We start from the raw sequence: 25,188 nt of genomic DNA, 5'->3' as shown, positions 1-25,188 counted from the left end.
GTGAACAGCCGTTGGATGACCCCGACGCGGGAGTAGTTCAATGGTAGAACCTTAGCCTTCCAAGCTAATGACGCGGGTTCGATTCCCGTCTCCCGCTCCACGAATCGCATCGACCGGTACGCAGGCGACAAGAAATTCGCCCTTGTGGCTCAGTGGTAGAGCACTCCCTTGGTAAGGGAGAGGTCGCGGGTCCGATTCCCGCCAAGGGCACCACATCTTTGGGTAGTGATCGTTACTTTTTCGGAGTCGAAAAAATGGCAAAAGGCAAGTTTGAGCGCACCAAGCCGCACGTCAACGTGGGCACCATCGGCCACGTGGACCATGGCAAGACGACCCTGACGGCGGCGATCACCACGGTGCTGTCGGCCAAGTTCGGCGGTGAGGCCAAGGCCTACGACCAGATCGACGCGGCTCCGGAAGAAAAGGCGCGCGGCATCACGATCAACACCGCGCACGTGGAGTACGAGACCAAGGCGCGCCACTACGCGCACGTGGACTGCCCCGGCCACGCCGACTACGTGAAGAACATGATCACCGGCGCCGCCCAGATGGACGGCGCCATCCTGGTGGTGTCCGCCGCCGACGGCCCGATGCCCCAGACGCGCGAGCACATCCTGCTGGCCCGCCAGGTGGGCGTGCCCTACATCATCGTGTTCATGAACAAGTGCGACATGGTGGACGACGCGGAACTGCTGGAACTCGTGGAGATGGAAGTTCGCGAGCTGCTGTCCAAGTACGAGTTCCCCGGTGACGACACCCCGATCATCAAGGGCTCGGCCAAGCTGGCGCTGGAAGGCGACAAGGGCGAGCTGGGCGAGCAGGCCATCATGAAGCTGGCCGACGCGCTGGACAGCTACATCCCCAACCCGGAGCGTGCCGTGGACGGCGCCTTCCTGATGCCGGTGGAAGACGTGTTCTCCATCTCCGGCCGTGGCACGGTGGTGACCGGCCGCGTGGAGCGTGGCGTGATCAAGGTCGGCGAGGAAATCGAGATCGTGGGCCTGACCCCCACCGTCAAGACCACCTGCACCGGCGTGGAAATGTTCCGCAAGCTCCTGGACCAGGGCCAGGCCGGCGACAACGTGGGTATCCTGCTGCGCGGCACCAAGCGCGAAGAAGTGCAGCGTGGCCAGGTGCTGGCCAAGCCGGGCAGCGTGAAGCCGCACACCCACTTCACCGCCGAGATCTACGTGCTGAGCAAGGACGAAGGCGGCCGCCACACGCCCTTCTTCAACAACTACCGCCCGCAGTTCTACTTCCGCACCACCGACGTCACCGGCGCCATCGAGCTGCCCAAGGACAAGGAAATGGTCATGCCCGGCGACAACGTGACCATCACGGTCAAGCTGATCGCCCCGATCGCCATGGAAGAAGGCCTGCGCTTCGCCATCCGCGAAGGCGGCAAGACCGTCGGCGCCGGCGTCGTTGCCAAGATCATGGAGTGACCTCGGTCTTCGGGGCCGGGGCTGAAAAGCCCTGGTCTCGACGGACTTGGCGAATTCGGCCATAATGCCGGGTTCCCCAGAACAGGTTTTGCCGGAGGGGTATAGCTCAATTGGCAGAGCGTCGGTCTCCAAAACCGAAGGTTGTAGGTTCGATTCCTACTGCCCCTGCCACCTGAGTGGCGCCCCCGTCAACCCAAGCCCGTCCGAGTGACGGGCTTCCGTGTCTTGAGTGGACACGAATTCTTGAAGCAGGAAACGCCCCGAACAATGGCAACGACCCAAGTTGAAACCGTCTCCACCGGCGCCGACAAGGCCAAGGTGGGCGCAGCCATTGCGCTGGTGATCGCCTCCCTGGCGGGCTTCTACCTGCTGGGCAAGCAGGGGCAGATCGTCCAGTGGGCCGCCCTGATCGTCGGCCTGGTCGCCGCGGTCGCCGTCTTCCTGACCTCGGAATCCGGCAAGGAATTCATCGGCTTCGGCCGCGACTCGGTCAAGGAAGTGAAGAAGGTCGTCTGGCCGGCCCGCCGCGAGGCCATCCAGATGACGCTCTACGTGTTCGGATTCGTCGTGATCATGGCGCTGTTCCTGTGGCTGACCGACAAGACCCTGGAATGGGTGTTCTACGACCTGATCCTGGGGTGGAAGAAGTAATGAGCGAGATCGAAAACGCCGCCGCAGAAGGCCAGCCGGAGATCCCCGGCGTCGCCGCCAAGGCCGCCAACCCCGACCTGAAGTGGTACGTGGTGCACGCCTACTCCGGCATGGAGAAGGCGGTGGAGCGCAACATCCGCGAGCGCATCAACCGCGCCGGCATGCAGAACATGTTCGGCGAGATCCTGGTGCCCACCGAGGAAGTCGTCGAGATCAAGAACGGCCAGAAGCGCACTTCCGAGCGCCGCTTCTACCCCGGCTACGTGCTGGTGCAGATGGTCATGAACGACGAGTCCTGGCACCTGGTGAAGCACACCAACAAGGTGACGGGTTTCGTGGGCGGCGCCAAGAACCGCCCCGCGCCGATTTCCGACGAGGAAGTCGCCAAGATCATGGGCCAGATGGAAGAGGGCACCGAGAAGCCCCGCCACAAGGTCGAATTCGTGGTGGGCGAGTACGTGCGCGTCAAGGACGGCCCGTTCACGGACTTCAACGGCACGGTCGAGGAAGTCAACTACGAGAAGAGCAAGGTCCGCGTGTCGGTGACGATCTTCGGTCGCGCCACGCCCGTGGAACTGGAATTCAGCCAGGTCGAGAAGACCTGAGCGAGCGGTTCGCGCCTCCCGACTCGGCGCGGATTGAAAGACAGAGAGTCGTCAACCCCGGGGAGCCGAGGCCGCAAGGCCAAGGCGCTATCACCCGCAAGGAAATCTAGACATGGCAAAGAAGATTGTCGGCTTCGTGAAGCTGCAAGTCCCGGCCGGAAAGGCGAACCCTTCGCCCCCGATCGGTCCCGCGCTGGGCCAGCGCGGCCTGAACATCATGGAGTTCTGCAAGGCGTTCAACGCCCAGACCCAGGGCGTCGAGCCCGGTCTGCCGCTGCCGGTGGTGATCACCGCGTTCGCGGACAAGAGCTTCACCTTCATCATCAAGACGCCGCCCGCGACGACCCTGATCAAGAAGGCCATCAAGCTGGACAAGGGCTCGGCCAAGCCGCACACGGACAAGGTCGGCAAGATCACCCGCGCGCAGCTGGAAGAGATCGCCAAGACCAAGCTCAAGGACATGAACGCGGCCAACATCGACGCCGCGGTCAAGACCCTGGCAGGTTCCGCCCGTTCCATGGGCGTCACGGTGGAGGGCGTCTAAATGGCCAAGCTGACCAAGAAACAGAAAGCCCTCGAGGGCAAGGTCGACAGCACCAAGCTGTACCCCCTGGCCGACGCCCTGGGCATCGTCAAGGAAGCCGCCACCGCCAAGTTCGATGAGTCCATCGACGTGGCCGTGCAGCTGGGCATCGACCCGAAGAAGTCCGACCAGGTCGTTCGCGGCGCGGTCGTGATGCCCAACGGCACCGGCAAGACCAAGCGTGTCGCCGTGTTCGCCCAGGGCGCCAAGGCCGAGGAAGCCAAGGCTGCCGGCGCCGACGTGGTCGGCATGGACGACCTGGCTGCCCGCGTGAAGGCCGGCGACATGCCGTTCGACGTGGTGATCGCCGCTCCGGACGCGATGCGCGTGGTCGGTACGCTGGGCCAGATCCTGGGCCCGCGCGGCCTGATGCCGAACCCCAAGGTCGGCACCGTGACGCCGGACGTCGCCACCGCGGTGAAGAACGCGAAGGCGGGCCAGGTGCAGTTCCGCGCGGACAAGGCCGGCATCATCCACGCCACCCTCGGCCGCCGTTCGTTCGACGCCGACAAGCTGCAGGGCAACCTGACGGCGCTGATCGAGGCCCTGAACAAGGCCAAGCCGGCGTCCAGCAAGGGCGTGTACCTGCGCAAGGTGGCCGTGTCGTCCACGATGGGTCTCGGCGTGCGCGTCGACATCCAGACGCTGAACGCCCAGCCGGGCGCGCAGGCGTAAGAAGAATTGGCGGGCGTCCCGGCAACGGGGCGCCGGCCTGTGGTGGGCCACCGGGCAACCGGTGGGCCATCCAAGACCGCTGGCGAGGGGCAACCCTCTTAATCGACGAAAGCCAGCGCAGATGGCGATCCCGCCGACAGATGGAATCGAAGATTTCTGAAGACGGTTGGTCGCTTAACAAGGGCGCGCAAGGGGCAACCCGAGCGCAATTGAAGGAGTAGACCTTGAGTCTGAATCGCAGTGAGAAGCAAGCGGTCGTCGAAGAAGTGACCGCGCTCGCCGCTAAAGCTCAAACGCTGGTGATGGCGGAATACCGCGGCATCACGGTCGCCGACATGACGAAGCTGCGCGTTGCCGCGCGCGCGGCGCTGGCGTGGACCTGAGTGTTCTGAAGAACACCCTGGCCCGCCGCGCCGTGAAGGGCAGCCAGTTCGAAGTGGCGGGTGACCAGATGACCGGTCCGCTGATCTACGGCTTCTCCGTGGACGCTGTGGCCGCCGCCAAGGTGGTGGCCGACTTCGCGAAGACCAACGACAAGCTGGTCATTCGCGGTGGTGCGTTCGCGGGCAAGACCCTGGACGTCAACGGCGTCAAGCAGCTCGCGAACATCCCCTCCAAGGAAGTTCTGCTGGCCCAGCTTTGCGGCTTGCTGATGTCGCCCATCTCCCGCACCGCCGTGGTGCTGGGCGCTCTGGCGAAGAAGAAGGAAGAAGGCGCTGCAGCGCCGGCCGCCGCGTAAGCGAAGCCGCAGCAGCCCTACGGATCACCAACTTATTCAGGAAAGTTCAAAATGGCATTCAACAAAGACGATTTTCTGACGGCGCTCGACAGCATGTCCGTCATGGAACTCAATGACCTGGTCAAGGCCATTGAAGAGAAGTTCGGCGTCTCCGCCGCCGCCATGGCCGCCCCGGCCGCTGGTGGTGCCGGCCCGGCCGCCGCCGCCGTGGAAGAGAAGACCGAGTTCACCGTGCAGCTGATGGAAGCCGGTGCGCAGAAGGTCTCCGTCATCAAGGCGGTCCGCGAAATCACCGGCCTGGGCCTCAAGGAAGCCAAGGACCTGGTGGACGGCGCCCCGAAGCCCGTCAAGGAAGGCATGAACAAGGCCGACGCCGAAGCTGCCAAGAAGAAGCTGGAAGACGCCGGCGCCAAGGTCGAACTCAAGTAATTCGACCCCGCGCCGAGGCTGGAGTGTCCGAAAGGGCCTCCAGCCTTTGCCGCTTGTAGAGAGCAGCAAAAAGACGCCCCGACAGGGGAGTTTTTTTAGTGTTCTTTGATCCGACTGCAAAGAACTGCTTGGTTCGGGCGCCGTGCAATGCGGTGCCGTCCGCCAAGGTTGGTAGTGGCCAACCGCCAAGAATTGCCCCCTCGCCCTGGGGCGCGACAGTTGCGAGACCTGACCCGGAGATCTCATGGCCTATTCCTATACCGAACGCAAGCGCATCCGCAAGAGCTTCGGCAAACGCGACAGCGTCCTCGAAGTGCCTTACCTCCTGCAGATGCAGAAGGATGCGTACACCGCCTTCCTCCAAGCCGACATGGCGCCGCAGAAGCGGACCATCGAGGGGCTGCAGGCCGCGTTCGATTCCGCGTTCCCGATCGTGTCGCACAACGGGTTCGTGGAGATGAAGTTCATCGAATACAACCTGGCCAAGCCGGCGTTCGACGTGCGCGAGTGCCAGACCCGCGGCCTGACCTACGCCTCGGCCGTGCGCGCCAAGGTGCAGCTGATCATCTATGACCGCGAGTCCTCCACTCCCGGCTCCAAGGTCGTCAAGGAAGTGAAGGAGCAGGAGGTCTACATGGGCGAAGTGCCCCTGATGACCGAGAAGGGCTCCTTCATCATCAACGGCACCGAGCGTGTCATCGTCTCGCAACTGCACCGCTCGCCCGGCGTCTTCTTCGAACACGACAAGGGCAAGACGCACAGCTCGGGCAAGCTGCTGTTCTCCGCGCGGATCATTCCCTACCGCGGCTCCTGGCTCGACTTCGAGTTCGATCCGAAGGACGTGCTGTACTTCCGCGTCGACCGCCGCCGCAAGATGCCGGTCACCATCCTGCTCAAGGCCATCGGCCTGACGCCGGAAACCATCCTGGCGAACTTCTTCGTCAACGACAACTTCCGCCTGATGGACAGCGGCGCCCAGCTGGAGTTCGTCTCCGAGCGCCTGCGTGGTGAAGTCGCCCGCTTCGACATCACCGACAAGTCCGGCAAGGTCGTCGTGGCCAAGGACAAGCGCGTCACGGCCCGCCACACGCGCGAGCTGGAGCAGTCCGGCACCACGCACATCAGCGTGCCGGAAGACTTCCTGGTCGGCCGCGTCGTCGCCCGCAACATCATCGACCCGGACACCGGCGAGATCATCGCCAAGGCCAACGACGAACTGACTGAAGCGCTGCTGAAGAAGCTGCGCACGGCCGGCATCCAGGACATCCAGGCGATCTACACGAACGAGCTGGACCAGGGCCCCTACATCAGCCAGACGCTGCGCATCGACGAGACGGTGGACGAGTTCGCCGCCCGCGTGGCCATCTACCGCATGATGCGCCCCGGCGAGCCGCCGACCGAGGACGCGGTGCAGGCCCTGTTCCAGCGCCTGTTCTACAACCCGGACACCTACGACCTGTCGCGCGTGGGCCGCATGAAGTTCAACGCCAAGGTCGGCCGCGACGAGAGCACCGGCCCGATGGTCCTGACCAACGACGACATCCTGTCGGTGGTGAAGATCCTGGTGGACCTGCGCAACGGCCGCGGCGAAGTCGACGACATCGACCACCTGGGCAACCGCCGCGTGCGTTGCGTTGGCGAACTGGCCGAGAACCAGTACCGCACCGGCCTCGCCCGCATCGAGAAGGCCGTGAAGGAACGCCTCGGCCAGGCCGAGCAAGAGCCGCTGATGCCGCACGACCTGATCAACTCCAAGCCGATTTCCGCGGCCCTGAAGGAGTTCTTCGGCGCGTCGCAGCTGTCGCAGTTCATGGACCAGACCAACCCGCTGTCCGAGATCACGCACAAGCGCCGCGTCTCGGCCCTGGGCCCGGGCGGCCTGACCCGCGAGCGCGCCGGCTTCGAAGTGCGCGACGTGCACGTCACCCACTACGGCCGCGTGTGCCCGATCGAGACGCCGGAAGGCCCGAACATCGGCCTGATCAACTCGCTGGCCCTGTACGCCCGCCTGAACGAGTACGGCTTCATCGAGACGCCGTACCGCCGCGTGCGCGACGGCAAGGTCACGATGGAGATCGATTACCTGTCGGCCATCGAGGAAGGCAAGTACGTCATCGCCCAGGCGAACGCCACGCTCGACAAGGAAGGCCGCCTGACCGGCGACCTGGTGTCCGCGCGTGAGAAGGGCGAATCGATCCTGGTCGGCGCCGACCGCATCCAGTACATGGACGTGTCGCCGGCGCAGATCGTGTCGGTGGCCGCCTCGCTGGTCCCGTTCCTGGAGCACGACGACGCGAACCGCGCGCTGATGGGCGCCAACATGCAGCGCCAGGCCGTGCCGGTGCTGCGTCCGGAAAAGGCCTTCGTCGGCACCGGCATCGAGCGCGTCTCCGCGATCGACTCCGGCACCGTCGTCACCGCCACCCGCGGCGGCGTGGTCGACTACGTCGATGCCACCCGCATCGTGGTGCGCGTGAACGACGCGGAAGCCCAGGCCGGCGAAGTCGGCGTGGACATCTACAACCTGATCAAGTACCAGCGTTCCAACCAGAACACCAACATCCACCAGCGTCCCATCGTCCAGCGCGGCGACCGGATCGCCAAGGGTGACGTGGTGGCCGACGGCGCGTCGACGGACCTCGGCGAACTCGCCCTGGGCCAGAACATGCTGGTGGCCTTCATGCCCTGGAACGGCTACAACTTCGAGGACTCGATCCTGATCAGCGAACGCGTCGTGGCCGAAGACCGCTACACCTCGATCCACATCGAGGAACTGGTGGTGATGGCCCGCGACACCAAGCTGGGTCCGGAAGAAATCACCCGCGACATCCCGAACCTGTCCGAGCAGCAGCTGAACCGCCTGGACGAGTCCGGCATCATCTACGTGGGCGCGGAAGTGCAGCCGGGCGACGTGCTGGTGGGCAAGGTCACGCCCAAGGGCGAGACCACGCTGACGCCGGAAGAGAAGCTGCTGCGCGCGATCTTCGGCGAGAAGGCTTCCGACGTGAAGGACACGTCGCTGCGCGTGGACCAGGGCTCGCAAGGCACGGTCATCGACGTGCAGGTCTTCACCCGTGAAGGCATCCAGCGCGACAAGCGCGCCCAGCAGATCATCGACGACGAGCTCAAGCGCTTCCGCCTGGACCTGAACGACCAGCTGCGGATCGTGGAAGCCGACGCCTTCGACCGGATCGCCAAGCTGCTGAACAACCGCGAAGCCAACGGCGGCCCGCAGAAGCTGGCCAAGGGCGCGAAGATCGACAAGGCCTACCTGGACTCCGTCGAGAAGTACCACTGGTTCGACATCCGCCCGGCGGAAGACGAGATCGCCGGCCAGCTCGAGTCGATCAAGAACTCGCTGGAGCAGACGCGCCACAGCTTCGACCTCGCGTTCGAAGAGAAGCGCAAGAAGCTCACCCAGGGCGACGAGCTGCCGGCGGGCGTGCTGAAGATGGTCAAGGTCTACCTGGCCGTCAAGCGCCGCCTGCAGCCCGGCGACAAGATGGCCGGCCGCCACGGCAACAAGGGTGTCGTATCCAAGATCGTCCCGGTCGAGGACATGCCCTACATGGCCGACGGCACGCCGTGCGACATCGTGCTCAACCCGCTGGGCGTGCCTTCGCGCATGAACGTGGGCCAGGTGCTGGAAGTGCACCTGGGCTGGGCCGCCAAGGGCATCGGCCACCGCATCGGCGACATGCTGCAGCAGCAGGCGCGCGCGACCGAAGTGCGCCAGTTCATGGAGCAGATCTACAACCGCTCGGGCAAGAAGGAAGCGCTGAACGACCTGTCGGATGACGAAGTCATCGAGATGGCCGGCCAGCTGGCCAAGGGCGTGCCCTTCGCCACCCCGGTGTTCGACGGCGCGTCCGAGGAAGAGATCCGCGGCATGCTGCAGGTCGCCTTCCCCGAGGAAGTGGCCACGCGCAAGGGCCTCACCGCCACGCGCACGCAGGCCTTCCTGTACGACGGCCGCACGGGCGACCAGTTCGAGCGCCCGGTGACCGTCGGCTACATGCACGTGCTCAAGCTGCACCACCTGGTGGACGACAAGATGCACGCCCGCTCGACCGGCCCGTACTCGCTGGTCACGCAGCAGCCCCTGGGCGGCAAGGCGCAGTTCGGCGGCCAGCGTTTCGGCGAGATGGAAGTGTGGGCGCTGGAAGCCTACGGCGCTTCCTACACGCTGCAGGAAATGCTGACCGTGAAGTCCGACGACGTGCAGGGCCGCACCAAGGTGTACGAGTCCATCGTCAAGGGCGAACACGCGATCGATGCCGGCATGCCGGAGTCGTTCAACGTGCTGGTCAAGGAAATCCGATCGCTCGGCATCGACATCGAGCTCGAGCGTTCGTAAAAGGAAGGACAGAGTTACATGAAATCTCTACTCGACCTGTTCAAGCAGTTCACGCCGGACGAGCATTTCGATGCCATCCGCATCGGCATCGCCTCGCCCGAGAAGATCCGTTCCTGGTCCTTCGGTGAAGTCAAGAAGCCGGAGACCATCAACTACCGCACCTTCAAGCCGGAGCGGGATGGCCTGTTCTGCGCCAAGATCTTCGGCCCGATCAAGGACTACGAGTGCCTGTGCGGCAAGTACAAGCGCCTGAAGCACCGCGGCGTGATCTGCGAGAAGTGCGGCGTGGAAGTGACCCAGACCAAGGTGCGCCGCGAGCGCATGGGCCACATCGACCTGGCCGCCCTGCGCGCACATCTGGTTCCTGAAGTCGCTGCCTTCGCGCCTCGGCCTGGTGCTGGACATGACGTTGCGCGACATCGAGCGCGTGCTGTACTTCGAGGCCTACGTCATCACCGACCCCGGCATGACCCCGCTGAAGAAGTTCGGCATCATGTCCGAGGACGACTACGACGCCAAGCGCAAGGAATACGGTGACGAGTTCGTCGCCAAGATGGGCGCCGAGGGCATCAAGGACCTGCTGGAAGGCATCGACCTCGACATCGAGATCGAGAAGCTGCGCGGCGACCTGACCGGCTCCGAAGTCAAGGTCAAGAAGAACGCCAAGCGCCTGAAGGTCCTCGAGGCCTTCAAGAAGTCCGGCATGAAGCCGAACTGGATGGTGATGGACGTGCTGCCCGTGCTGCCGCCGGACCTGCGTCCGCTGGTGCCGCTGGACGGCGGCCGCTTCGCGACCTCCGACCTGAACGACCTGTACCGCCGCGTCATCAACCGCAACTCGCGCCTCAAGCGCCTGCTGGAGCTGAAGGCGCCGGAAATCATCGCGCGCAACGAGAAGCGCATGCTGCAGGAAGCGGTGGACTCGCTGCTGGACAACGGCCGCCGTGGCAAGGCCATGACCGGCGCCAACAAGCGTGCCCTGAAGTCTCTGGCCGACATGATCAAGGGCAAGAGCGGCCGCTTCCGCCAGAACCTGCTGGGCAAGCGCGTCGACTACTCGGGCCGTTCGGTCATCACCGTGGGCCCGACGCTCAAGCTGCACCAGTGCGGCCTGCCGAAGCTGATGGCGCTGGAGCTGTTCAAGCCCTTCATCTTCTCGCGCCTGGAAGCCATGGGCATCGCCACCACCATCAAGGCGGCGAAGAAGGAAGTCGAAGCCGGCACGCCGGTGGTTTGGGACATCCTGGAAGAGGTCATCAAGGAGCACCCGGTCCTGCTGAACCGCGCTCCGACGCTGCACCGCCTGGGCATCCAGGCCTTCGAGCCGATCCTGATCGAAGGCAAGGCGATCCAGCTGCACCCGCTCGTCTGCGCGGCGTTCAACGCCGACTTCGACGGCGACCAGATGGCCGTCCACGTGCCGCTGTCGGTGGAAGCGCAGATGGAAGCCCGCACGCTGATGCTGGCCTCCAACAACGTGCTGTTCCCGGCCAACGGCGAGCCCTCCATCGTTCCTTCGCAGGACGTGGTGCTGGGTCTGTACTACACGACGCGTGAGCGCACCAACGGCAAGGGCGAAGGCATGGTCTTCGCCGACGTCGCGGAAGTGCTGCGCGCGCTGGAGCTCGGCGTGGTCGAACTGACCGCCAAGATCGCGGTGCGCCTGGTCGAGTGGAACCGCGACAAGGACACGGGCGAGTTCGTCCCGTCCGTGCGCCTGCACGACACGACGGCCGGCCGCGCGCTGCTGTCCGAGATCCTGCCCAAGGGCCTGCCCTTCAGCGTTCTGAACAAGGCGCTGAAGAAGAAGGAGATCAGCAAGCTGATCAACATCTCCTTCCGCAAGTGCGGCCTGAAGGAAACCGTGGTGTTCGCCGACAAGCTGCTGCAGAACGGCTTCCGCCTGGCCACCAAGGCCGGCATCTCCATCGCGGTGGACGACATGCTGGTGCCGCCGGAGAAGAAGGCGATCATCGAGCGGTCCGAGAAGGAAGTGAAGGAGATCGAGCAGCAGTACGTCTCGGGTCTCGTCACCGCCGGCGAGCGCTACAACAAGGTGGTGGACATCTGGGGCAAGGCCGGCGACGAAGTGTCCAAGGTCATGATGGCCCAGCTCGCCAAGGAAAAGGTGATCGACCGCCACGGCAAGGAAGTGGAGCAGGAGTCCTTCAACTCCATCTACATGATGGCCGACTCGGGCGCCCGCGGTTCCGCCGCGCAGATCCGCCAGCTGGCGGGCATGCGGGGCCTGATGGCCAAGCCGGACGGCTCGATCATCGAGACGCCCATCACGGCCAACTTCCGCGAAGGCCTGAACGTGCTGCAGTACTTCATCTCCACCCACGGCGCCCGCAAGGGCCTCGCGGACACGGCGCTGAAGACCGCGAACTCCGGCTACCTCACCCGCCGCCTGGTGGACGTGACGCAGGACCTGGTGGTGACCGAGGACGATTGCGGCACTTCCGAAGGCGCGCTGATGCGTGCCATCGTCGAAGGCGGCGAGGTGATCGAATCGCTGCGCGACCGCATCCTGGGCCGCGTCGCTTCCGAAGACGTGGTGCACCCCGAATCGCGCGCGGTGATCGTCCAGGCCGGCGTGATGCTGGACGAGGACGGCATCGACGAACTCGAGGCCGCAGGCGTCGACGAGGTGAAGGTGCGCACGGCGCTGAACTGCGCCACGCGCTTCGGCCTGTGCGCCCGCTGCTACGGCCGTGACCTCGGCCGCGGCGGCATGGTGAACGTCGGCGAAGCGGTCGGCGTGATCGCCGCGCAGTCGATCGGCGAACCCGGCACGCAGCTGACGATGCGGACCTTCCACATCGGTGGTGCCGCCTCGCGCGCCGCCGTGGCTTCCAGCGTGGAAGCGAAGTCCGCGGGTTCCGTGGGCTTCAACACCACGATGCGCTACGTGACCAACAGCAAGGGCGAGCTGGTCGTCATCTCGCGTTCCGGCGAGATCGTCATCCACGACGAACACGGCCGCGAGCGCGAGCGCCACAAGGTGCCGTACGGCGCGATCCTGGCGGTCAAGGCCGACCAGGGCGTCAAGGCCGGCACCATCCTGGCCAACTGGGACCCGCTGACCCGACCCATCATCACGGAATTCGCCGGCAAGGTGAAGTTCGAGAACGTGGAAGAGGGCCTCACGGTCGCCAAGCAGGTCGACGAGGTCACGGGCCTGTCGACGCTGGTGGTGATCGACCCGAAGCGCCGCGGCTCCGCCAAGGTGGTGCGCCCGCAGGTGAAGCTGGTCGACCCGTCCGGCAACGAAGTGAAGATCCCCGGCACCGATCACTCGGTGACGATCGCCTTCCAGGTCGGCTCGCTGGTCCAGGTGCGCGACGGCCAGGACGTGGGCCCCGGCGAGGTGCTGGCCCGCATCCCGGTCGAAGGGCAGAAGACGCGCGACATCACGGGCGGCCTGCCGCGCGTGGCGGAGCTGTTCGAAGCCCGTTCGCCCAAGGACAAGGGCGTGCTGGCCGAGATGACCGGCACGGTGTCGTTCGGCAAGGAGACCAAGGGCAAGATCCGCCTGCAGATCACCGATCCGGAAGGCGGCGTGCACGAGGAACTCGTGCCCAAGGAAAAGAACATCCTGGTGCACGAAGGCCAGGTGGTCAACAAGGGCGAATCCGTGGTCGACGGCCCGGCCGATCCGCAGGACATCCTGCGCCTGCTGGGCATGGAAGAACTGGCGCGCTACATCGTCGATGAAGTGCAGGACGTCTACCGCCTCCAGGGCGTGAAGATCAACGACAAGCACATCGAGGTGATCGTTCGCCAGATGCTGCGTCGCGTGGTCGTCGAGAACGTCGGCGAGTCCGACTACATCGCCGGCGAACAGGTCGAGCGTTCGGAGATCCTGGACACCAACGACCGCCTGCGCGGCGAGAGCAAGATCCCCGCGACCTACAGCAACCTGCTGCTCGGCATCACCAAGGCCTCGCTGTCGACCGACTCGTTCATCTCCGCCGCTTCCTTCCAGGAAACGACGCGGGTGCTGACCGAGGCGGCGATCATGGGCAAGCGCGACGAGCTGCGCGGCCTGAAGGAAAACGTGATCGTCGGCCGCCTGATCCCCGCGGGCACCGGCATGGCGTACCACGTGGCGCGCAAGGCCAAGGACCAGATGGACGAGGCCGAGCGCCGCGCCATCGCCGAAACCGAAGCGGCCGAACTGGCGGCCGTGACGGAAGGCGCCGGTTCGGAGACGAACGAGGGCACCGCCGCCGCCGAATAAGGCCGGTTTCCTCTAGACTGCGAGCGCCACTGCCCGGCTGGGCGGTGGCGCTTTTTTGTTGTTGGCGGGAGCCATGCAGACGTCTTCCTTCCTTCCCTGGGTGATCGCCGCGCTCGCCGTGTTCTGGGGCGTCGGCGCGTACAACCGGCTGGTGCGCCTGCGCTCCGACGCGAACGCGGCGTTCGCGGCGCTGGAGGCGGAACTGACCCGGCAGGTGCAGCTGGTGCACGAGTGCGTGCCGCCGGAAGAGGACCAGCCGCAGTCGCAGTTCTTCGGCGGCAGCGCCTTCTGGGGCGGGCTGCAGGGCGCCGCCGCGCAGCTTGCCGCCACGCTGGCCTCCGCCAAGGCCAGGCCGCTGGATCCCGAGCGCATCGCCGCGCTCGGCGCCGCGCAGGAAGTCCTGAGCATGGCGTGGGACCGTGCCGAGCGCGACGACGCGCACGACCTCGCCGGCCCGCGCCTGCCCGAGAACTTCAGCGGCGAACGCCAGCAACTGGTGCGCATGGCGCAGGCCGCCACCGAGCACTTCAACCAGGCGGTGGTGCGCTACAACGAGGCCATCGCGCAGTTCCCCGCCTTGTTGCTGGCCTGGCTGTTCGGTTTCACCCCGCACGCGGACTGCGCGCGCGGCCATAACCTCATCGCGCGAAGTTCTTTGCCGGCGCGCCGCCGGCTTCGTATAGTCGCGCCATTCGAAGAGGAGGCTCCATGGGAATGCGAACGATCCTGCTGTGCGCCGGCGTGGCCGCGGCGTCCGCCGCGCACGGCCAGTCGCCCGATGCGCTCTACGTCAAGAGCCTGGCGGCGACCTGCGCCAACTGCCACGGCACCGACGGCCGCACGACCACCGGGTCGGCCGTCCCGGCGCTGGCAGGCATGCCGCGCGAGTACATGCTGTTGCAGCTGAAGTCCTTCCGCGACGGCAGCCGGCCCGCGACCGTGATGCACCAGATCACCAAGGGCTTCAGCGAACCGCAGCTGCAGCAGATCGCCAGCTATTTCGCCGCGCAGAAGAAGTGAGGACGACCACGATGCAAAGACGCTCCTTCCTCCAGACCTCCGCGGCCCTGGGCCTGCTCGGCCTGGGCGCCTGCGCCACCACCAGCCTGCCCTCGAAGGCGCAGGTGGTCGTGATCGGCGGCGGCTACGGCGGCGCCACCGCCGCCAAGTACGTGCGCCTGCTGTCCGAGCACAAGATCGACGTCGTGCTGATTGAGCCGAACGACGCCTTCGTGTCCTGCCCGATGTCCAACCTGGTGATCGGCGGCAGCCGCCAGCTGGCCGAGATCACCACGCCCTACACGGCGCTCGCGCGCAGCCACGGCGTGCGCGTCGTCAAGGGCTTCGCCCAGTCGGTGGACACGCAGCGCAAGACGGTCACGCTGGCCGGCGGCGGCACGATCGCCTACGACAAGCTGGTGGTTTCGCCGGGCGTGGACCTGCAGTTCGACGCCATCGAAGGCCTGCGCGCGGCCAACGACGCCGGGCTCGTGCTGCAGGCGTGGAAGGCCGGGCCCGAGACGGTGGCGCTGCGCCGCCAGCTCGAGGCGATGCCGGACGGCGGCGTCTATGCCATCACGGTGCCCGAGCAACCTTACCGCTGCCCACCCGGTCCCTACGAGCGCGCCTGCCAGGTCGCCTGGTACTTCAAGAACGCCAAGCCGCGCAGCAAGGTGCTGGTGCTGGATGCGAACCCGGACGTCACCTCCAAGGGTGCGCTGTTCAAGAAGGTGTGGGCGGAGCAGTACCGCGGCATCGTGGAGTTCCGCGCGCAGCACAAGGTGACGGCGGTCGACCCGCGCAACGGCCTGATCAAGTTCGAGGTGCAGGACGACGTGAAGGCGAACGTGCTGAACGTGCTGCCGCCGATGCGCGCCGGCGTGATCGCGCAGCAGGCCGGCCTGGCCAACCTCGCCAGCAACCGCTGGTGCGGCGTGGACTACCAGACCTTCGAGTCGAGCGTGGCGAAGGACGTGCACGTGCTGGGCGACTCGATCCAGATCGCCCCGGCCATGCCCAAGAGCGGCCACATGGCCAACAGCCACGCCAAGGTGGCCGCCGCGGCGATCGTCGCGCGCCTGGCGGGCTGGCCGGTGAACCCGAACCCGATGCTCACCAACACCTGCTACAGCTACGTGGACAACACGAACGTGATCCACGTGGCCAGCGTGCACGAGTACGTGGCGGGCGAGAAGACCTTCAAGACCGTCGCGGGCTCGGGTGGCCTGAGCGCGGCGCCCAACCAGACCGAGGGCATCTACGCCTGGAACTGGGCGCAGAACATCTGGGCCGACTCGCTGGGCTGAGCGCGGCGCGGGTGACACAATGACCGGATGACAGGTCCGGCCCCCGCGCTCTGGCGGCAGCTTCAGGCTGCCGCTTCCGTTTTGGCGGCGATCCGCCGCGGGGAATCCGCGACGCCGGCGATCGCCCGCGTGTTCCCGGACCTGCGGCCGGGAGTGCAGGCCCTGTCCTTCCACGTGCTGCGCAACCTCGGGCGCGCCGAAGCCCTGCGCCGGCTGCTGGCCCAGCGCGCGCCGCCGCCGGCCGCCGATGCCTTGCTGTGCACGGCGCTGGCGCTGGCCTGGCGGGAAGAGGGCGCGCCCTATCCGCCGTTCACGCTGGTGGACCAGGCCGTGGAAGCGGCCAAGCGCTCGCCCGAGACGCGCAACCAGCAGGGCTTCATCAACGCCTGCCTGCGCCGCTTCCTGCGCGAACGCGATGCGCTGGTGGAGCTGACCAGCGAGGACCCGGTGGCGCGCTGGAACCATCCGCGCTGGTGGATCGCCCGGCTCCAGCACGACCACCCGCAGGCCTGGCAGGAGATCCTGGAGGCGAACAACAGTCCCGCTCCGATGACGCTGCGGGTGAACACGCACCGCATCTCGCGCGAGCCCCTGCGCGACCTGCTGGCGGCGGGGCACATCGCCAGCGAGCCGGTCGGGCGGCACGGGCTGGTGCTGGACCGGCCGCACCCGGTCGACGGCATCCCGGGCTTCGCCGAAGGCCTGTGGTCGGTGCAGGACGCGGGCGCCCAGCTGGCCGCCGAACTTCTGGTGCCCGGGCTGCCGGCCGACGCGCGCATCCTCGACGCCTGCGCCGCGCCCGGGGGCAAGACGGCGCAGGTGTGCGAGCTGCTGCCGCACGCCCAGGTGCTGGCGCTGGACGTGGACCCCGTGCGCTGCGAGCGCATCCACCAGAACCTGCAGCGCCTGGGCCTGCACGCGCAGGTGCGCGCCGCCGATGCGGGCGAGCCCGGCGGCTGGTGGGACGGCCAGCCCTTCGACGCGATCCTGCTGGATGCGCCCTGCACCGCCTCGGGCATCGTCCGCCGCCATCCGGACGTGCGCTGGCTGCGCCGGCCAGGGGACATCGCGCAGCTGGCGGAGCAGCAAAAGCGGTTGCTCACTGCGCTCTGGCCCCTGCTGAAAGAGGGCGGCCGCCTCGTGTACTGCACCTGCTCGGTGTTCCGGGCGGAGGGCGAGGGCCAGATCGAGGCGTTTCTTGCGCACAACAGCGAGGCCGTTTTGCGGCCCGGCCCCGGCCATTTATTGCCCTGCAACCGGGCTCAGCAGGGGCCCCTCCCGGACAATCGACCGAGTGACCATGACGGCTTTTTCTATGCGGTGCTGCAAAAGAGTGCACTGGATGCACCAGCCCGCCCGGATTGAGCGGCTCGCCTGGTCCTGGGTCCTCGGATTGCTGCTGCTGTTGCCGGGCTGGTCCGCGGCCTGGGCGCAGGTGAACGCCGCGGAAGTGACGCAGCTCCAGGTCGAGCGGACCGAGGAGGGCGTGCTCCTGAGCGCCGCGGTCCGTTTCGAGCTGCCGCAGGTGGTGGAGGACGCCCTGGCCAAGGGCATCCCGATGTACTTCCTGGCCGAGGCCTCGATCTACCGGGACCGCTGGTACTGGTACGACAAGCGCGTCGCCTTCGTCACCCGCCACATGCGCCTGGCCTACCAGCCGCTCACCCGGCGCTGGCGGCTGCAGGTCTCCGCCACGCCGATCGGCCACTCCGGCATGGTGCTGGGCCAGACCTTCGACACCCGCGAGGAAGCGGTGGCGGCGATCCAGCGCGTGTCCCGCTGGCGGATCGCGGACCCGGGGAGGTGGACCCCGAAGCTCCGCACAACATAGACTTCCGCTTCCGTCTCGACATGTCGCAGCTGCCGCGGCCTTTCCAGATCGGCGCCGTCGGCCAGGCGGAGTGGATCATCCTGGCCGTGCGCACCCAGCGCCTCGTCTTCGACAACCCACGGTGAACCTGCCCCGACCGCCCGAAGGCCCGCCGCGCAAGCTGCTCGAAAGCTCGCGCGCCTGGCGCTGGGCGATCGCCGTGGGCGTGACGGTGGCCATCGGCATCGCCATCGTGCTGCTGTTCCTGCTCACGCAGGCCACCAACAACCGCGACTTCTACGAGCGCAACTACGGCCGGCTGTTCGCGCTGAACATGGTGATCGCCGGCGTGCTGCTGGCGGTGATCCTGTGGGTGTTTGTGCGCCTGGCCTCGCGGCTGCGGCGCGGCAAGTTCGGCAGCCGCCTGCTGGTCAAGCTGGCGGCGATCTTCGCCTTCGTGGGCCTGGTGCCCGGCGTGCTGATCTACGTGGTGTCCTACCAGTTCGTCTCGCGCTCCATCGAGAGCTGGTTCGACGTCAAGGTGGAAGGCGCGCTGGACGCGGGCCTGAACCTCGGGCGCGCCACGCTCGATGCCCTGGCGAGCGACCTGGCGGCCAAGACCCGCAGCGCCGCCAACCAGCTCTCGGAAACCTCGGACACCTCGGCCGGCCTGGCGCTGGAGCGCACCCGCGAGCAGCTGGGCGCCACCGACGTGGTGCTCTGGAGCACCAGCGGCCAGATGATCGCCAGCACGGGGCAGTCGCGCTTCCAGATCCACCCCGAACGGCCCACGCCGCAGCAGCTGCGGGCGGTGCGCACGCAGCGCGCCTTCACCATCGTGGAGGGACTGGACGACCCGAACGTCGCGGCCACCAACAGCGCCAGGATCAAGGCGATCGTGCCGGTGCCGCAGCCCAGCCTGGGCTTGCTGGCCGAGTCGCGCTTCCTGCAGGCCACCATCACCATTCCACCCGCGCTGGTGGCCAATGCGATCGCGGTGCAGGAGGCCAACCGCGAGTACCAGGAGCGCGCGCTGGGCCGGGAGGGGCTGCGCCGCATGTACATCGGCACGCTGACCTTGAGCCTGTTCCTCGCCGTCTTCGGCGCGGTGCTGCTGGCCATCATCCTGGGCAACCAGCTCGCGCGGCCGCTGCTGCTGCTGGCCGCCGGCGTGAGCGAGGTGGCCGCCGGCGACCTCTCGCCCAAGCCGGCCCTGCAGGGCAAGGACGAACTCGGCGGCCTCACGCGTTCCTTCGCGCAGATGACGCAGCAGCTGGCGGATGCGCGCTTCGCCGTCGAACGCAGCATGGACCAGGTGAGCGCGGCCCGGGCCAACCTGCAGACCATCCTGGACAACCTGACCGCGGGCGTGATCGTGCTCGATCGGGAAGGCCGGATCATCACGTCCAACCCCGGGGCTTCGCGCATCCTGCGCTATCCGCTGGAGGACTACCAGGACCGGCCGCTGTCCAAGGTCCCGGGCCTGGAGGCCTTCGGGGCGGCGGTTCAGCAGCGCTTCGAGGAGTTCCTGACCGAAACCCAGATCGTCGACCACTGGCAGCAGCCCTTCGAGCTGAACACCGCCCGCGGCGGCGACACCCAGGCCAACGTGGTGACGCTGGTGGCGCGCGGCGCCGCCATGCCGGGCGACGCGAACCTGCTGGTGCTGGACGACATCTCCGAGATCGTCTCGGCGCAGCGGGCGCAGGCCTGGGGCGAGGTGGCCCGGCGCCTGGCGCACGAGATCAAGAACCCGCTGACGCCGATCCAGCTGTCGGCGGAGCGGCTGGAGATGAAGTTGAGCGGCAAGCTGGCCGAGCCCGAGCGGGCGATGCTGGTCAAGTCGGTCCACACCATCGTCGACCAGGTCGATTCCATGAAGCGGCTGGTCAACGAGTTCCGCGACTACGCCCGGCTGCCGGCGGCGGAACTCAAGCCGGTGGACCTCAACGCCCTGGTGAACGACGTGCTGCACCTGTACGCGCGGGAAGGCGAGGACGCGCGCGGCCCGGCGCAGGTGCCGGTGCGGGTGGTGCTGGACCCGGCCTGCCCCCGGATTCTGGGCGATCCGCAGCAGTTGCGGCAGGTCATACACAACCTGCTGCAAAACGCGCAGGATGCCACCGAGGGCCGGCCGAACCCGGACGTGGTGGTCCGCACGCAATGGAGCGAAACCTCGCGCCGCGTGCGCCTGCTGGTGCAGGACAACGGCAGCGGCTTCCCGGAGCACATCCTGAAGCGCGCCTTCGAGCCCTACGTGACGACCAAGTCCAAGGGCACGGGTCTCGGGCTGGCCGTCGTGAAAAAATCGCGGATGAGCATGGCGCCCGCATCGATCTGAAAAATAGGGCCGTCGAAGGAGTCGTCCAGGGGGCCCAAGTGTCGTTATCATTTGGAGTTGCGGGTTAACAACGCGGCCTTCACGCCTGTGACGGTCCAATGCAGAGAGGGTGATGGCAAACATACTGGTGGTGGACGACGAGCTCGGTATCCGGGACCTCCTCTCCGAAATCCTCAACGACGAAGGTCACACCGTCGAACTTGCTGAAAACGCGGCGCAGGCCCGGGCGGCCCGCCAGCGCATGCGGCCCGACCTGGTGCTGCTCGATATCTGGATGCCCGACACCGACGGCGTGACGCTGCTCAAGGAGTGGTCCACGACCGGTCTCCTGAGCATGCCCGTCATCATGATGTCCGGGCACGCCACCATCGAGACGGCGGTGGAAGCCACGAAGATCGGCGCGCACTCCTTCCTGGAGAAGCCGATCACGATGCAGAAGCTGCTCAAGGCGGTGGAAGCTGGCCTCGCGCGCAATGGCGGCGGCGGCACGACGGCCGCCGTGGTGCCGATGCGCAAGCCCGGCATGGCGGGCGTGATGCCTATGCAGGTGCAGGAGCTCACGGTCGAAGCCGCCATGACCGGCGGCCAGACCATTCCGGCGGCGGTGGAGATGGGCCCGCAGGCGCGCCAGCTGTTCGAACTGGACAAGCCGCTGCGCGACGCGCGCGACGAATTCGAGAAGTGCTACTTCGAGTTCCACCTGGCCAAGGAAGGCGGCTCGATGACGCGCGTGGCGGAGAAGACCGGCCTGGAGCGCACGCACCTGTACCGCAAGCTCAAGCAACTGGGCGTGGACCTCTCGCGCGGCAAGCGCAACAGCTCCTCCGCCGCTTGACGTGTCTTCCTCCCTCCCCCTGCGGGGGAGGGCTGGGGTGGGGGCGCTCCCCGCGGGCGGTGCGTCCCCCTCTGATATAATTTCCGGCTCACGGCCCGGTAGCTCAGTTGGTAGAGCAGCGGATTGAAAATCCGCGTGTCGGTGGTTCGATTCCGCCCCAGGCCACCAGACCCTGAACGCCCCGACTCGCTCGGGGCGTTTTCATTTCCGGCCGGGCCAAGCTTGTCCCGCGCCCACGGCCGTGCTGAAATGGCGCACAACCTCGGACGGAGCCTGCATGAAACAGCTTCTTTCCCTCGCCATCCTCGCCCTCGGCCTCTCGGTGGGCGCGGTCCACGCTGCCGAAACCAAGCAGCAAAGCAAGATGGCCACCTGCAACAAGGACGCCGGTGACAAGAAGGGGGACGAGCGCAAGAAGTTCATGAGCGAGTGCCTGAAGAAGGACTGAGTCCCCGGCGGCGCCCCTGTACGTCCTGTCGCAACCGTGCCAAACTGCCCTCTCCACTTTGGAGAACGACCGTGGCAGGCTACTTCGAACTCAATGCGGCAGCGGGCTCCCAGTTCCGGTTCAACCTGAAGGCCGGCAACAACCAGGTCATCCTGTCGAGCGAGCTGTACAAGACGAAGCAGAGCGCTCTCGACGGGATCGCGTCGGTGAAGCAGAACGCCGGGGACGACGCCCGCTACCAGCGCAAGACGGCCAAGGACGATTCGGCGTACTTCACGCTGGTCGCCGGCAACGGCCAGGCCGTGGGGCGCAGCGAGATGTACTCTTCTGCCGCGGCGATGGAAAACGGCATCGCGTCCGTGAAGGCCAATGCGCCGACCGCCGCCGTCAAGGACCTGACCGCGGGCTGAACTCCCTTGCACCTCCGCTGGGGACACGCCGACGAAGTCGAGGTCCTCGCCTTCGACATCTTCGGCACCGTCGTCGACTGGCACGGCAGCATCGTGCGCGAGATGTCCGCGCTGCATCCGCAGGTGGATGGCGATGCCTTCGCGCTCGCGTGGCGCGCCGGCTACCGGCCGGCGATGGCGCGGGTGATGTCCGGCGAGCTCGGTTGGACCTTGATCGACGACCTGCACCGCAGGATCCTCGATGAGATCCTGCCGCAGTTCGGCCTCGCGCACCTCGACGAAGCGGCGCGAAGCCACCTCAATCGCGCGTGGCATCGCCTCGATCCCTGGCCCGACGCCGTCGCCGGGCTGCAGCGCCTGAAGCGCAAGTACATCGTGTGCACGCTGTCCAACGGCAACCTGGGGCTGCTCACGCGCATGGCCAAGCGTGCCGGCCTGCCCTGGGACTGCGTGCTCTCGGCGGAAGTGTTCCGCGCGTACAAGCCCGATCCCGCCACCTACCGGGGCGTCGCCCGCGTGTTCGACCTGCCGCCGCAGCGCGTGATGCTGGTCGCCGCGCACCACGACGACCTGGAAGGCGCGCGCGCCTGCGGACTGCGCACCGCCTACGTCGAGCGGCCGCTGGAGTTCGGCGCGGGCAAGGTCAAGGACGTGAGCCCGCAGGCTGCGAACGAACTGCACAGCCGCGACCTCTTGGACCTGGCCGAGCAGCTTGGCTGCTGAGCCAGCTGTAGTCAGGGGCTGACAGCAGAGCGCGGGCCGGGACTAGGCCCCGGAGCGCCCCGCGCCTAGCGGCCGCAAGCGGCCGTGGCGGCACCATGGCATGGACACAGGAGGCCTCCCATGCCAGAAGACCGCACCCCATCGACCACGGGCTGGCGCATCCGCAACCGGAGCGCGGCACCATCCCGCAGCCCAAGCCGCGGGCCGACGACGATCAGCAGGAGCTGGTGCCCAACCAGCGCACCGTGTCCGAAGAGAACGAGAAGCGGGACGGCGTGGGCGGCCATACGGACTTCGTGCAGACGCCGGACTGAGGAAGGGAGATCGCCATGGTGATGTTCAAGGCCAGGTTCAAGCCGCTGAGCGGCAAGCCCACCGCCAGCTACCGCCTGCAGGCGCAGCAGCAGCAGCAGCCGCAACCGCAGCCCCGCCCGCAGCAGGACGACCGCCAGGCCCCGCCGATCGAGAAGGAACGCGGGCCGCAGTATCCGATCAAGGAACCCGGCCCGGGCAATCCGCCGGAACGCGCGTACTAGCGCGCTGCCATCAGCCCCAGTTCGCGCGCCCGGGCCGCAAGACCCGCGGCGAAGGCTTCGTAGCCACGCGCGTTGGCGTGGATCGGGTCCGAGCGCAGCGCCGGATCGTTCAGGACATCCGACCAGCCGCGCTCGTGCAGGGCGATCTTCATCTCGGTGGCCAGCTCGCGGTAGAGCGCGTGGTCAGCGAGGGAACGCGCCGCCGCGGCGAAGGCACTCACTTCCGGAATCGCCACCAGCAGCACCTGAGCACCACCGGTCGCGGCCTGCTCGCAGATGCCGCGAATGTTGGCCCGCGTTTCGGCCGGCGCGACACGGCGCAGGAAGTCGTTGCCGCCGATGCTCACGATCACCAGCCGCGGCTGGTGCTGCTGCAGCAAGGCCGGCAGCCGCCCCAGCGCGCCGCCGGCGGTGTCGCCCGGGACGCCCGCATTCACCACGTCCCACCCGGTCCGGCGAGCCAGCACGACCGGATAACTCGTCTCCGCGCTGGCGCCGGTGCCGAAGGTCAGCGAGTCGCCGAGGGCCAGCACGGTGCTGCCTGCGGGCAGCGGCTGCATCTTCTGCTTGCGCGAGCAGCCGGCCGCGGCCAAGAGCGCGAGCGCTGCAACGAGGAAGGCGCGGCGGGACGGCACCGGCGGCGTCAGTCGCGCGTGACGCGCAGCACTTCCTCGCGCGAGGTGATGCCTTCGCGCACCAGCCGCTCGCCGTCGTCGCGCATCAGGCGCATGCCGGACGACAGCGCCGCCTCGCGGACGCCGGCTTCCGCCGCCCGGTTGTGGATCAGGGCGCGGATCGCGTCGTTGGCGACCATCAGCTCGAAGATGCCGGTGCGCCCCTGGTAGCCCGTGTAGCTGCAATGCGCGCAGCCGCGCGCCACGCCTTCCCCTTCCACCTTGCAGTACTCGCACAGCTTGCGCACCAGGCGCTGCGCCAGCACGCCGAGCAGCGATGAACTCAGGAGGAAGGGCTCCACGCCCATGTCGATCAGCCGGTTCACCGCGCTGGCGGCATCGTTGGTGTGCAGCGTGGCCAGCACCAGGTGGCCGGTCAGCGAGGCCTGGATCGCGATCTGCGCCGTTTCGTAGTCGCGGATCTCGCCGATCATGATCACGTCCGGGTCCTGCCGCAGGATCGCGCGCAGCGCCTTGGCGAAGTCGAGGTCGATCTTGGGGTTGACCTGCGTCTGCCCGATGCCGGGCAGCTCGTACTCGATCGGGTCCTCCACCGTCATGATGTTGCTGGTGCTGGCGTCCAGCCGGCTCAGCGCCGCATACAGCGTGGTGGTCTTGCCGGAGCCGGTCGGGCCGGTCACCAGGATGATCCCGTGCGGCTGGCCGATCAGTTCGAGGAAGCGGTCCAGCGTGCCGCCGGTCATGCCGACCGACTCCAGGCTGATGCGGCTCTCGCTCTTGTCCAGCAGCCGCAGCACCGCGCGTTCGCCGTGCGCGCTGGGGATGGTGGACACGCGCACGTCCACGGCGCGCGTGCCGATGCGCAGCGAGATGCGGCCGTCCTGCGGCAGCCGCTTCTCCGCGATGTCCAGTTCCGCCATGATCTTCAGGCGCGAGATCAGGGCCGCGTGCAGGGCGCGATTGGGCTGCACCACCTCGCGCAGCGCGCCGTCCACGCGGAAGCGCACGCTCGAATGGCGCTCGTAGGGCTCGATGTGGATGTCGCTGGCGCCGTCGCGTGCCGCCTGCGTCAGCAGCGCGTTGAGCATGCGGATGATGGGCGCGTCGTCGCTCGCCTCCAGCAGGTCTTCCACCGCCGGCAGCTCCTGCATCATGCGCGTGAGGTCGGCGTCGTTCTGCACTTCGCTGACCACGGTGGCGGCGCTCGATTCGCCTTGGGCATAGGCGGCCGAGATGCGCTGGGCCAGCGCGCCGGCGTCCAGCTGCTGCAGCTTGCGCACCGGGTACTTGCGCAGCACCTCGCTCCAGGCCGGCGCCGGCGTGCCCGCGTGCCACAGCACCAGCTGCCCGCCGTCGTCTTCCAGCAGGAGCTGCTGGCTGCGCGCGAAGCCGTAGGGCAGCGGGTAGCGCATCGTCC

Annotated in this window: 17 protein-coding genes, 4 tRNA genes and 6 pseudogenes; 25 read left to right on the top strand and 2 right to left on the bottom strand. The window is 67.2% G+C overall.

Annotated features, from left to right (window positions below):
* Window positions 1-26: 26 nt before the first annotated feature.
* From HK415_RS17510 to HK415_RS17395, 25 genes and pseudogenes are all read left to right on the top strand, one after another.
* A tRNA-Gly gene (locus HK415_RS17510) sits at window positions 27-100 on the top strand.
* Between the two features lie 38 nt (window positions 101-138).
* A tRNA-Thr gene (locus tag HK415_RS17505) sits at window positions 139-213 on the top strand.
* Between the two features lie 41 nt (window positions 214-254).
* Window positions 255-1,445, top strand: coding sequence for an elongation factor Tu (tuf, locus tag HK415_RS17500; protein ID WP_171561488.1), 1,191 nt, complete (start codon window positions 255-257; stop codon window positions 1,443-1,445).
* Between the two features lie 95 nt (window positions 1,446-1,540).
* A tRNA-Trp gene (locus HK415_RS17495) sits at window positions 1,541-1,616 on the top strand.
* A gap of 96 nt (window positions 1,617-1,712) precedes the next feature.
* Entirely contained in the window at window positions 1,713-2,096 is a 384-nt protein-coding gene (gene secE, locus HK415_RS17490; RefSeq protein WP_171561486.1) for a preprotein translocase subunit SecE, read from the top strand.
* Window positions 2,096-2,701: a transcription termination/antitermination protein NusG gene (gene nusG, locus HK415_RS17485; protein WP_171561484.1), complete on the top strand. Its 606-nt coding sequence runs from the start codon at window positions 2,096-2,098 to the stop codon at window positions 2,699-2,701. Before secE ends, nusG begins: the two co-directional genes overlap by 1 nt.
* A 112-nt stretch (window positions 2,702-2,813) precedes the next feature.
* The gene (gene rplK / locus HK415_RS17480) at window positions 2,814-3,245 is read left to right on the top strand and encodes a 50S ribosomal protein L11 (protein WP_171561482.1); all 432 of its coding nucleotides are present in this window, start codon (window positions 2,814-2,816) and stop codon (window positions 3,243-3,245) included.
* Window positions 3,246-3,959, top strand: coding sequence for a 50S ribosomal protein L1 (gene rplA / locus HK415_RS17475; protein ID WP_171561479.1), 714 nt, complete (start codon window positions 3,246-3,248; stop codon window positions 3,957-3,959). It begins immediately after the preceding gene.
* 224 nt (window positions 3,960-4,183) lie between these two features.
* Window positions 4,184-4,698: pseudogene (gene rplJ / locus HK415_RS17470) on the top strand (50S ribosomal protein L10).
* Between the two features lie 51 nt (window positions 4,699-4,749).
* Window positions 4,750-5,127: a 50S ribosomal protein L7/L12 gene (gene rplL, locus HK415_RS17465; protein WP_171561477.1), complete on the top strand. Its 378-nt coding sequence runs from the start codon at window positions 4,750-4,752 to the stop codon at window positions 5,125-5,127.
* A 244-nt stretch (window positions 5,128-5,371) separates the two neighbouring features.
* The gene (rpoB, locus tag HK415_RS17460) at window positions 5,372-9,484 is read left to right on the top strand and encodes a DNA-directed RNA polymerase subunit beta (RefSeq protein WP_171561475.1); all 4,113 of its coding nucleotides are present in this window, start codon (window positions 5,372-5,374) and stop codon (window positions 9,482-9,484) included.
* An 18-nt stretch (window positions 9,485-9,502) separates the two neighbouring features.
* Window positions 9,503-13,727, top strand: a pseudogene (gene rpoC, locus HK415_RS17455) (DNA-directed RNA polymerase subunit beta').
* 708 nt (window positions 13,728-14,435) lie between these two features.
* Window positions 14,436-14,603 (top strand): annotated as a pseudogene (locus HK415_RS25440) (c-type cytochrome); the annotation flags it as partial.
* Window positions 14,604-14,618: 15 nt separating this feature from the next.
* On the top strand, window positions 14,619-14,747 hold the full coding sequence (locus HK415_RS25950; RefSeq protein WP_256373126.1) for a c-type cytochrome: 129 nt from the start codon (window positions 14,619-14,621) through the stop codon (window positions 14,745-14,747).
* Window positions 14,748-14,758: 11 nt separating this feature from the next.
* Window positions 14,759-16,033: an NAD(P)/FAD-dependent oxidoreductase gene (locus HK415_RS17445; RefSeq protein ID WP_171561472.1), complete on the top strand. Its 1,275-nt coding sequence runs from the start codon at window positions 14,759-14,761 to the stop codon at window positions 16,031-16,033.
* Window positions 16,034-16,060: 27 nt separating this feature from the next.
* Window positions 16,061-17,398, top strand: coding sequence for a 16S rRNA (cytosine(967)-C(5))-methyltransferase RsmB (gene rsmB / locus HK415_RS17440; RefSeq protein ID WP_171561470.1), 1,338 nt, complete (start codon window positions 16,061-16,063; stop codon window positions 17,396-17,398).
* A pseudogene (locus tag HK415_RS17435) lies at window positions 17,334-17,989 on the top strand (DUF4390 domain-containing protein). Before rsmB ends, HK415_RS17435 begins: the two are co-directional and overlap by 65 nt.
* Window positions 17,990-17,991: 2 nt before the next feature.
* Window positions 17,992-20,252, top strand: a pseudogene (locus tag HK415_RS17430) (sensor histidine kinase).
* A 44-nt stretch (window positions 20,253-20,296) separates the two neighbouring features.
* Window positions 20,297-21,019, top strand: a complete 723-nt coding sequence (locus HK415_RS17425) for a response regulator (RefSeq protein ID WP_171561468.1) — start codon at window positions 20,297-20,299, stop codon at window positions 21,017-21,019.
* A gap of 92 nt (window positions 21,020-21,111) precedes the next feature.
* Window positions 21,112-21,187: transfer RNA gene (locus HK415_RS17420), tRNA-Phe, on the top strand.
* Window positions 21,188-21,296: 109 nt separating this feature from the next.
* Window positions 21,297-21,467, top strand: coding sequence for a PsiF family protein (locus tag HK415_RS17415; RefSeq protein WP_171561466.1), 171 nt, complete (start codon window positions 21,297-21,299; stop codon window positions 21,465-21,467).
* Between the two features lie 71 nt (window positions 21,468-21,538).
* Window positions 21,539-21,877 (top strand): YegP family protein, encoded by a 339-nt coding sequence (locus tag HK415_RS17410; RefSeq protein ID WP_171561464.1) that lies wholly within the window; start codon window positions 21,539-21,541, stop codon window positions 21,875-21,877.
* A 6-nt stretch (window positions 21,878-21,883) separates the two neighbouring features.
* Window positions 21,884-22,600: a haloacid dehalogenase type II gene (locus HK415_RS17405; RefSeq protein WP_171561461.1), complete on the top strand. Its 717-nt coding sequence runs from the start codon at window positions 21,884-21,886 to the stop codon at window positions 22,598-22,600.
* Window positions 22,601-22,695: 95 nt separating this feature from the next.
* On the top strand, window positions 22,696-22,914 hold the full coding sequence (locus tag HK415_RS17400) for a hypothetical protein (RefSeq protein ID WP_171561459.1): 219 nt from the start codon (window positions 22,696-22,698) through the stop codon (window positions 22,912-22,914).
* Window positions 22,915-22,929: 15 nt separating this feature from the next.
* A complete protein-coding gene (locus tag HK415_RS17395) occupies window positions 22,930-23,136 on the top strand; it encodes a hypothetical protein (RefSeq protein ID WP_171561457.1) in 207 nt (68 codons plus the stop codon).
* On the opposite strand, the pseudogene HK415_RS17390 reads toward HK415_RS17395, so the two are convergent.
* Window positions 23,133-23,657, bottom strand: a pseudogene (locus HK415_RS17390) (GDSL-type esterase/lipase family protein); the annotation flags it as partial. The gene HK415_RS17395 and the pseudogene HK415_RS17390 overlap by 4 nt on opposite strands.
* A gap of 122 nt (window positions 23,658-23,779) precedes the next feature.
* Window positions 23,780-25,183, bottom strand: a complete 1,404-nt coding sequence (gspE, locus tag HK415_RS17385) for a type II secretion system ATPase GspE (RefSeq protein WP_171561455.1) — start codon at window positions 25,181-25,183, stop codon at window positions 23,780-23,782.
* Between the last annotated feature and the right edge of the window lie 5 nt (window positions 25,184-25,188).

The organism is Ramlibacter montanisoli (assembly GCF_013087525.1).
GTDB classification, from domain to species: Bacteria; Pseudomonadota; Gammaproteobacteria; order Burkholderiales; family Burkholderiaceae_C; genus Ramlibacter; species Ramlibacter montanisoli.
The sequence above is the reverse complement of the archived record's forward strand: the minus strand, read 5'-3'. Positions and strand labels throughout refer to the sequence as shown.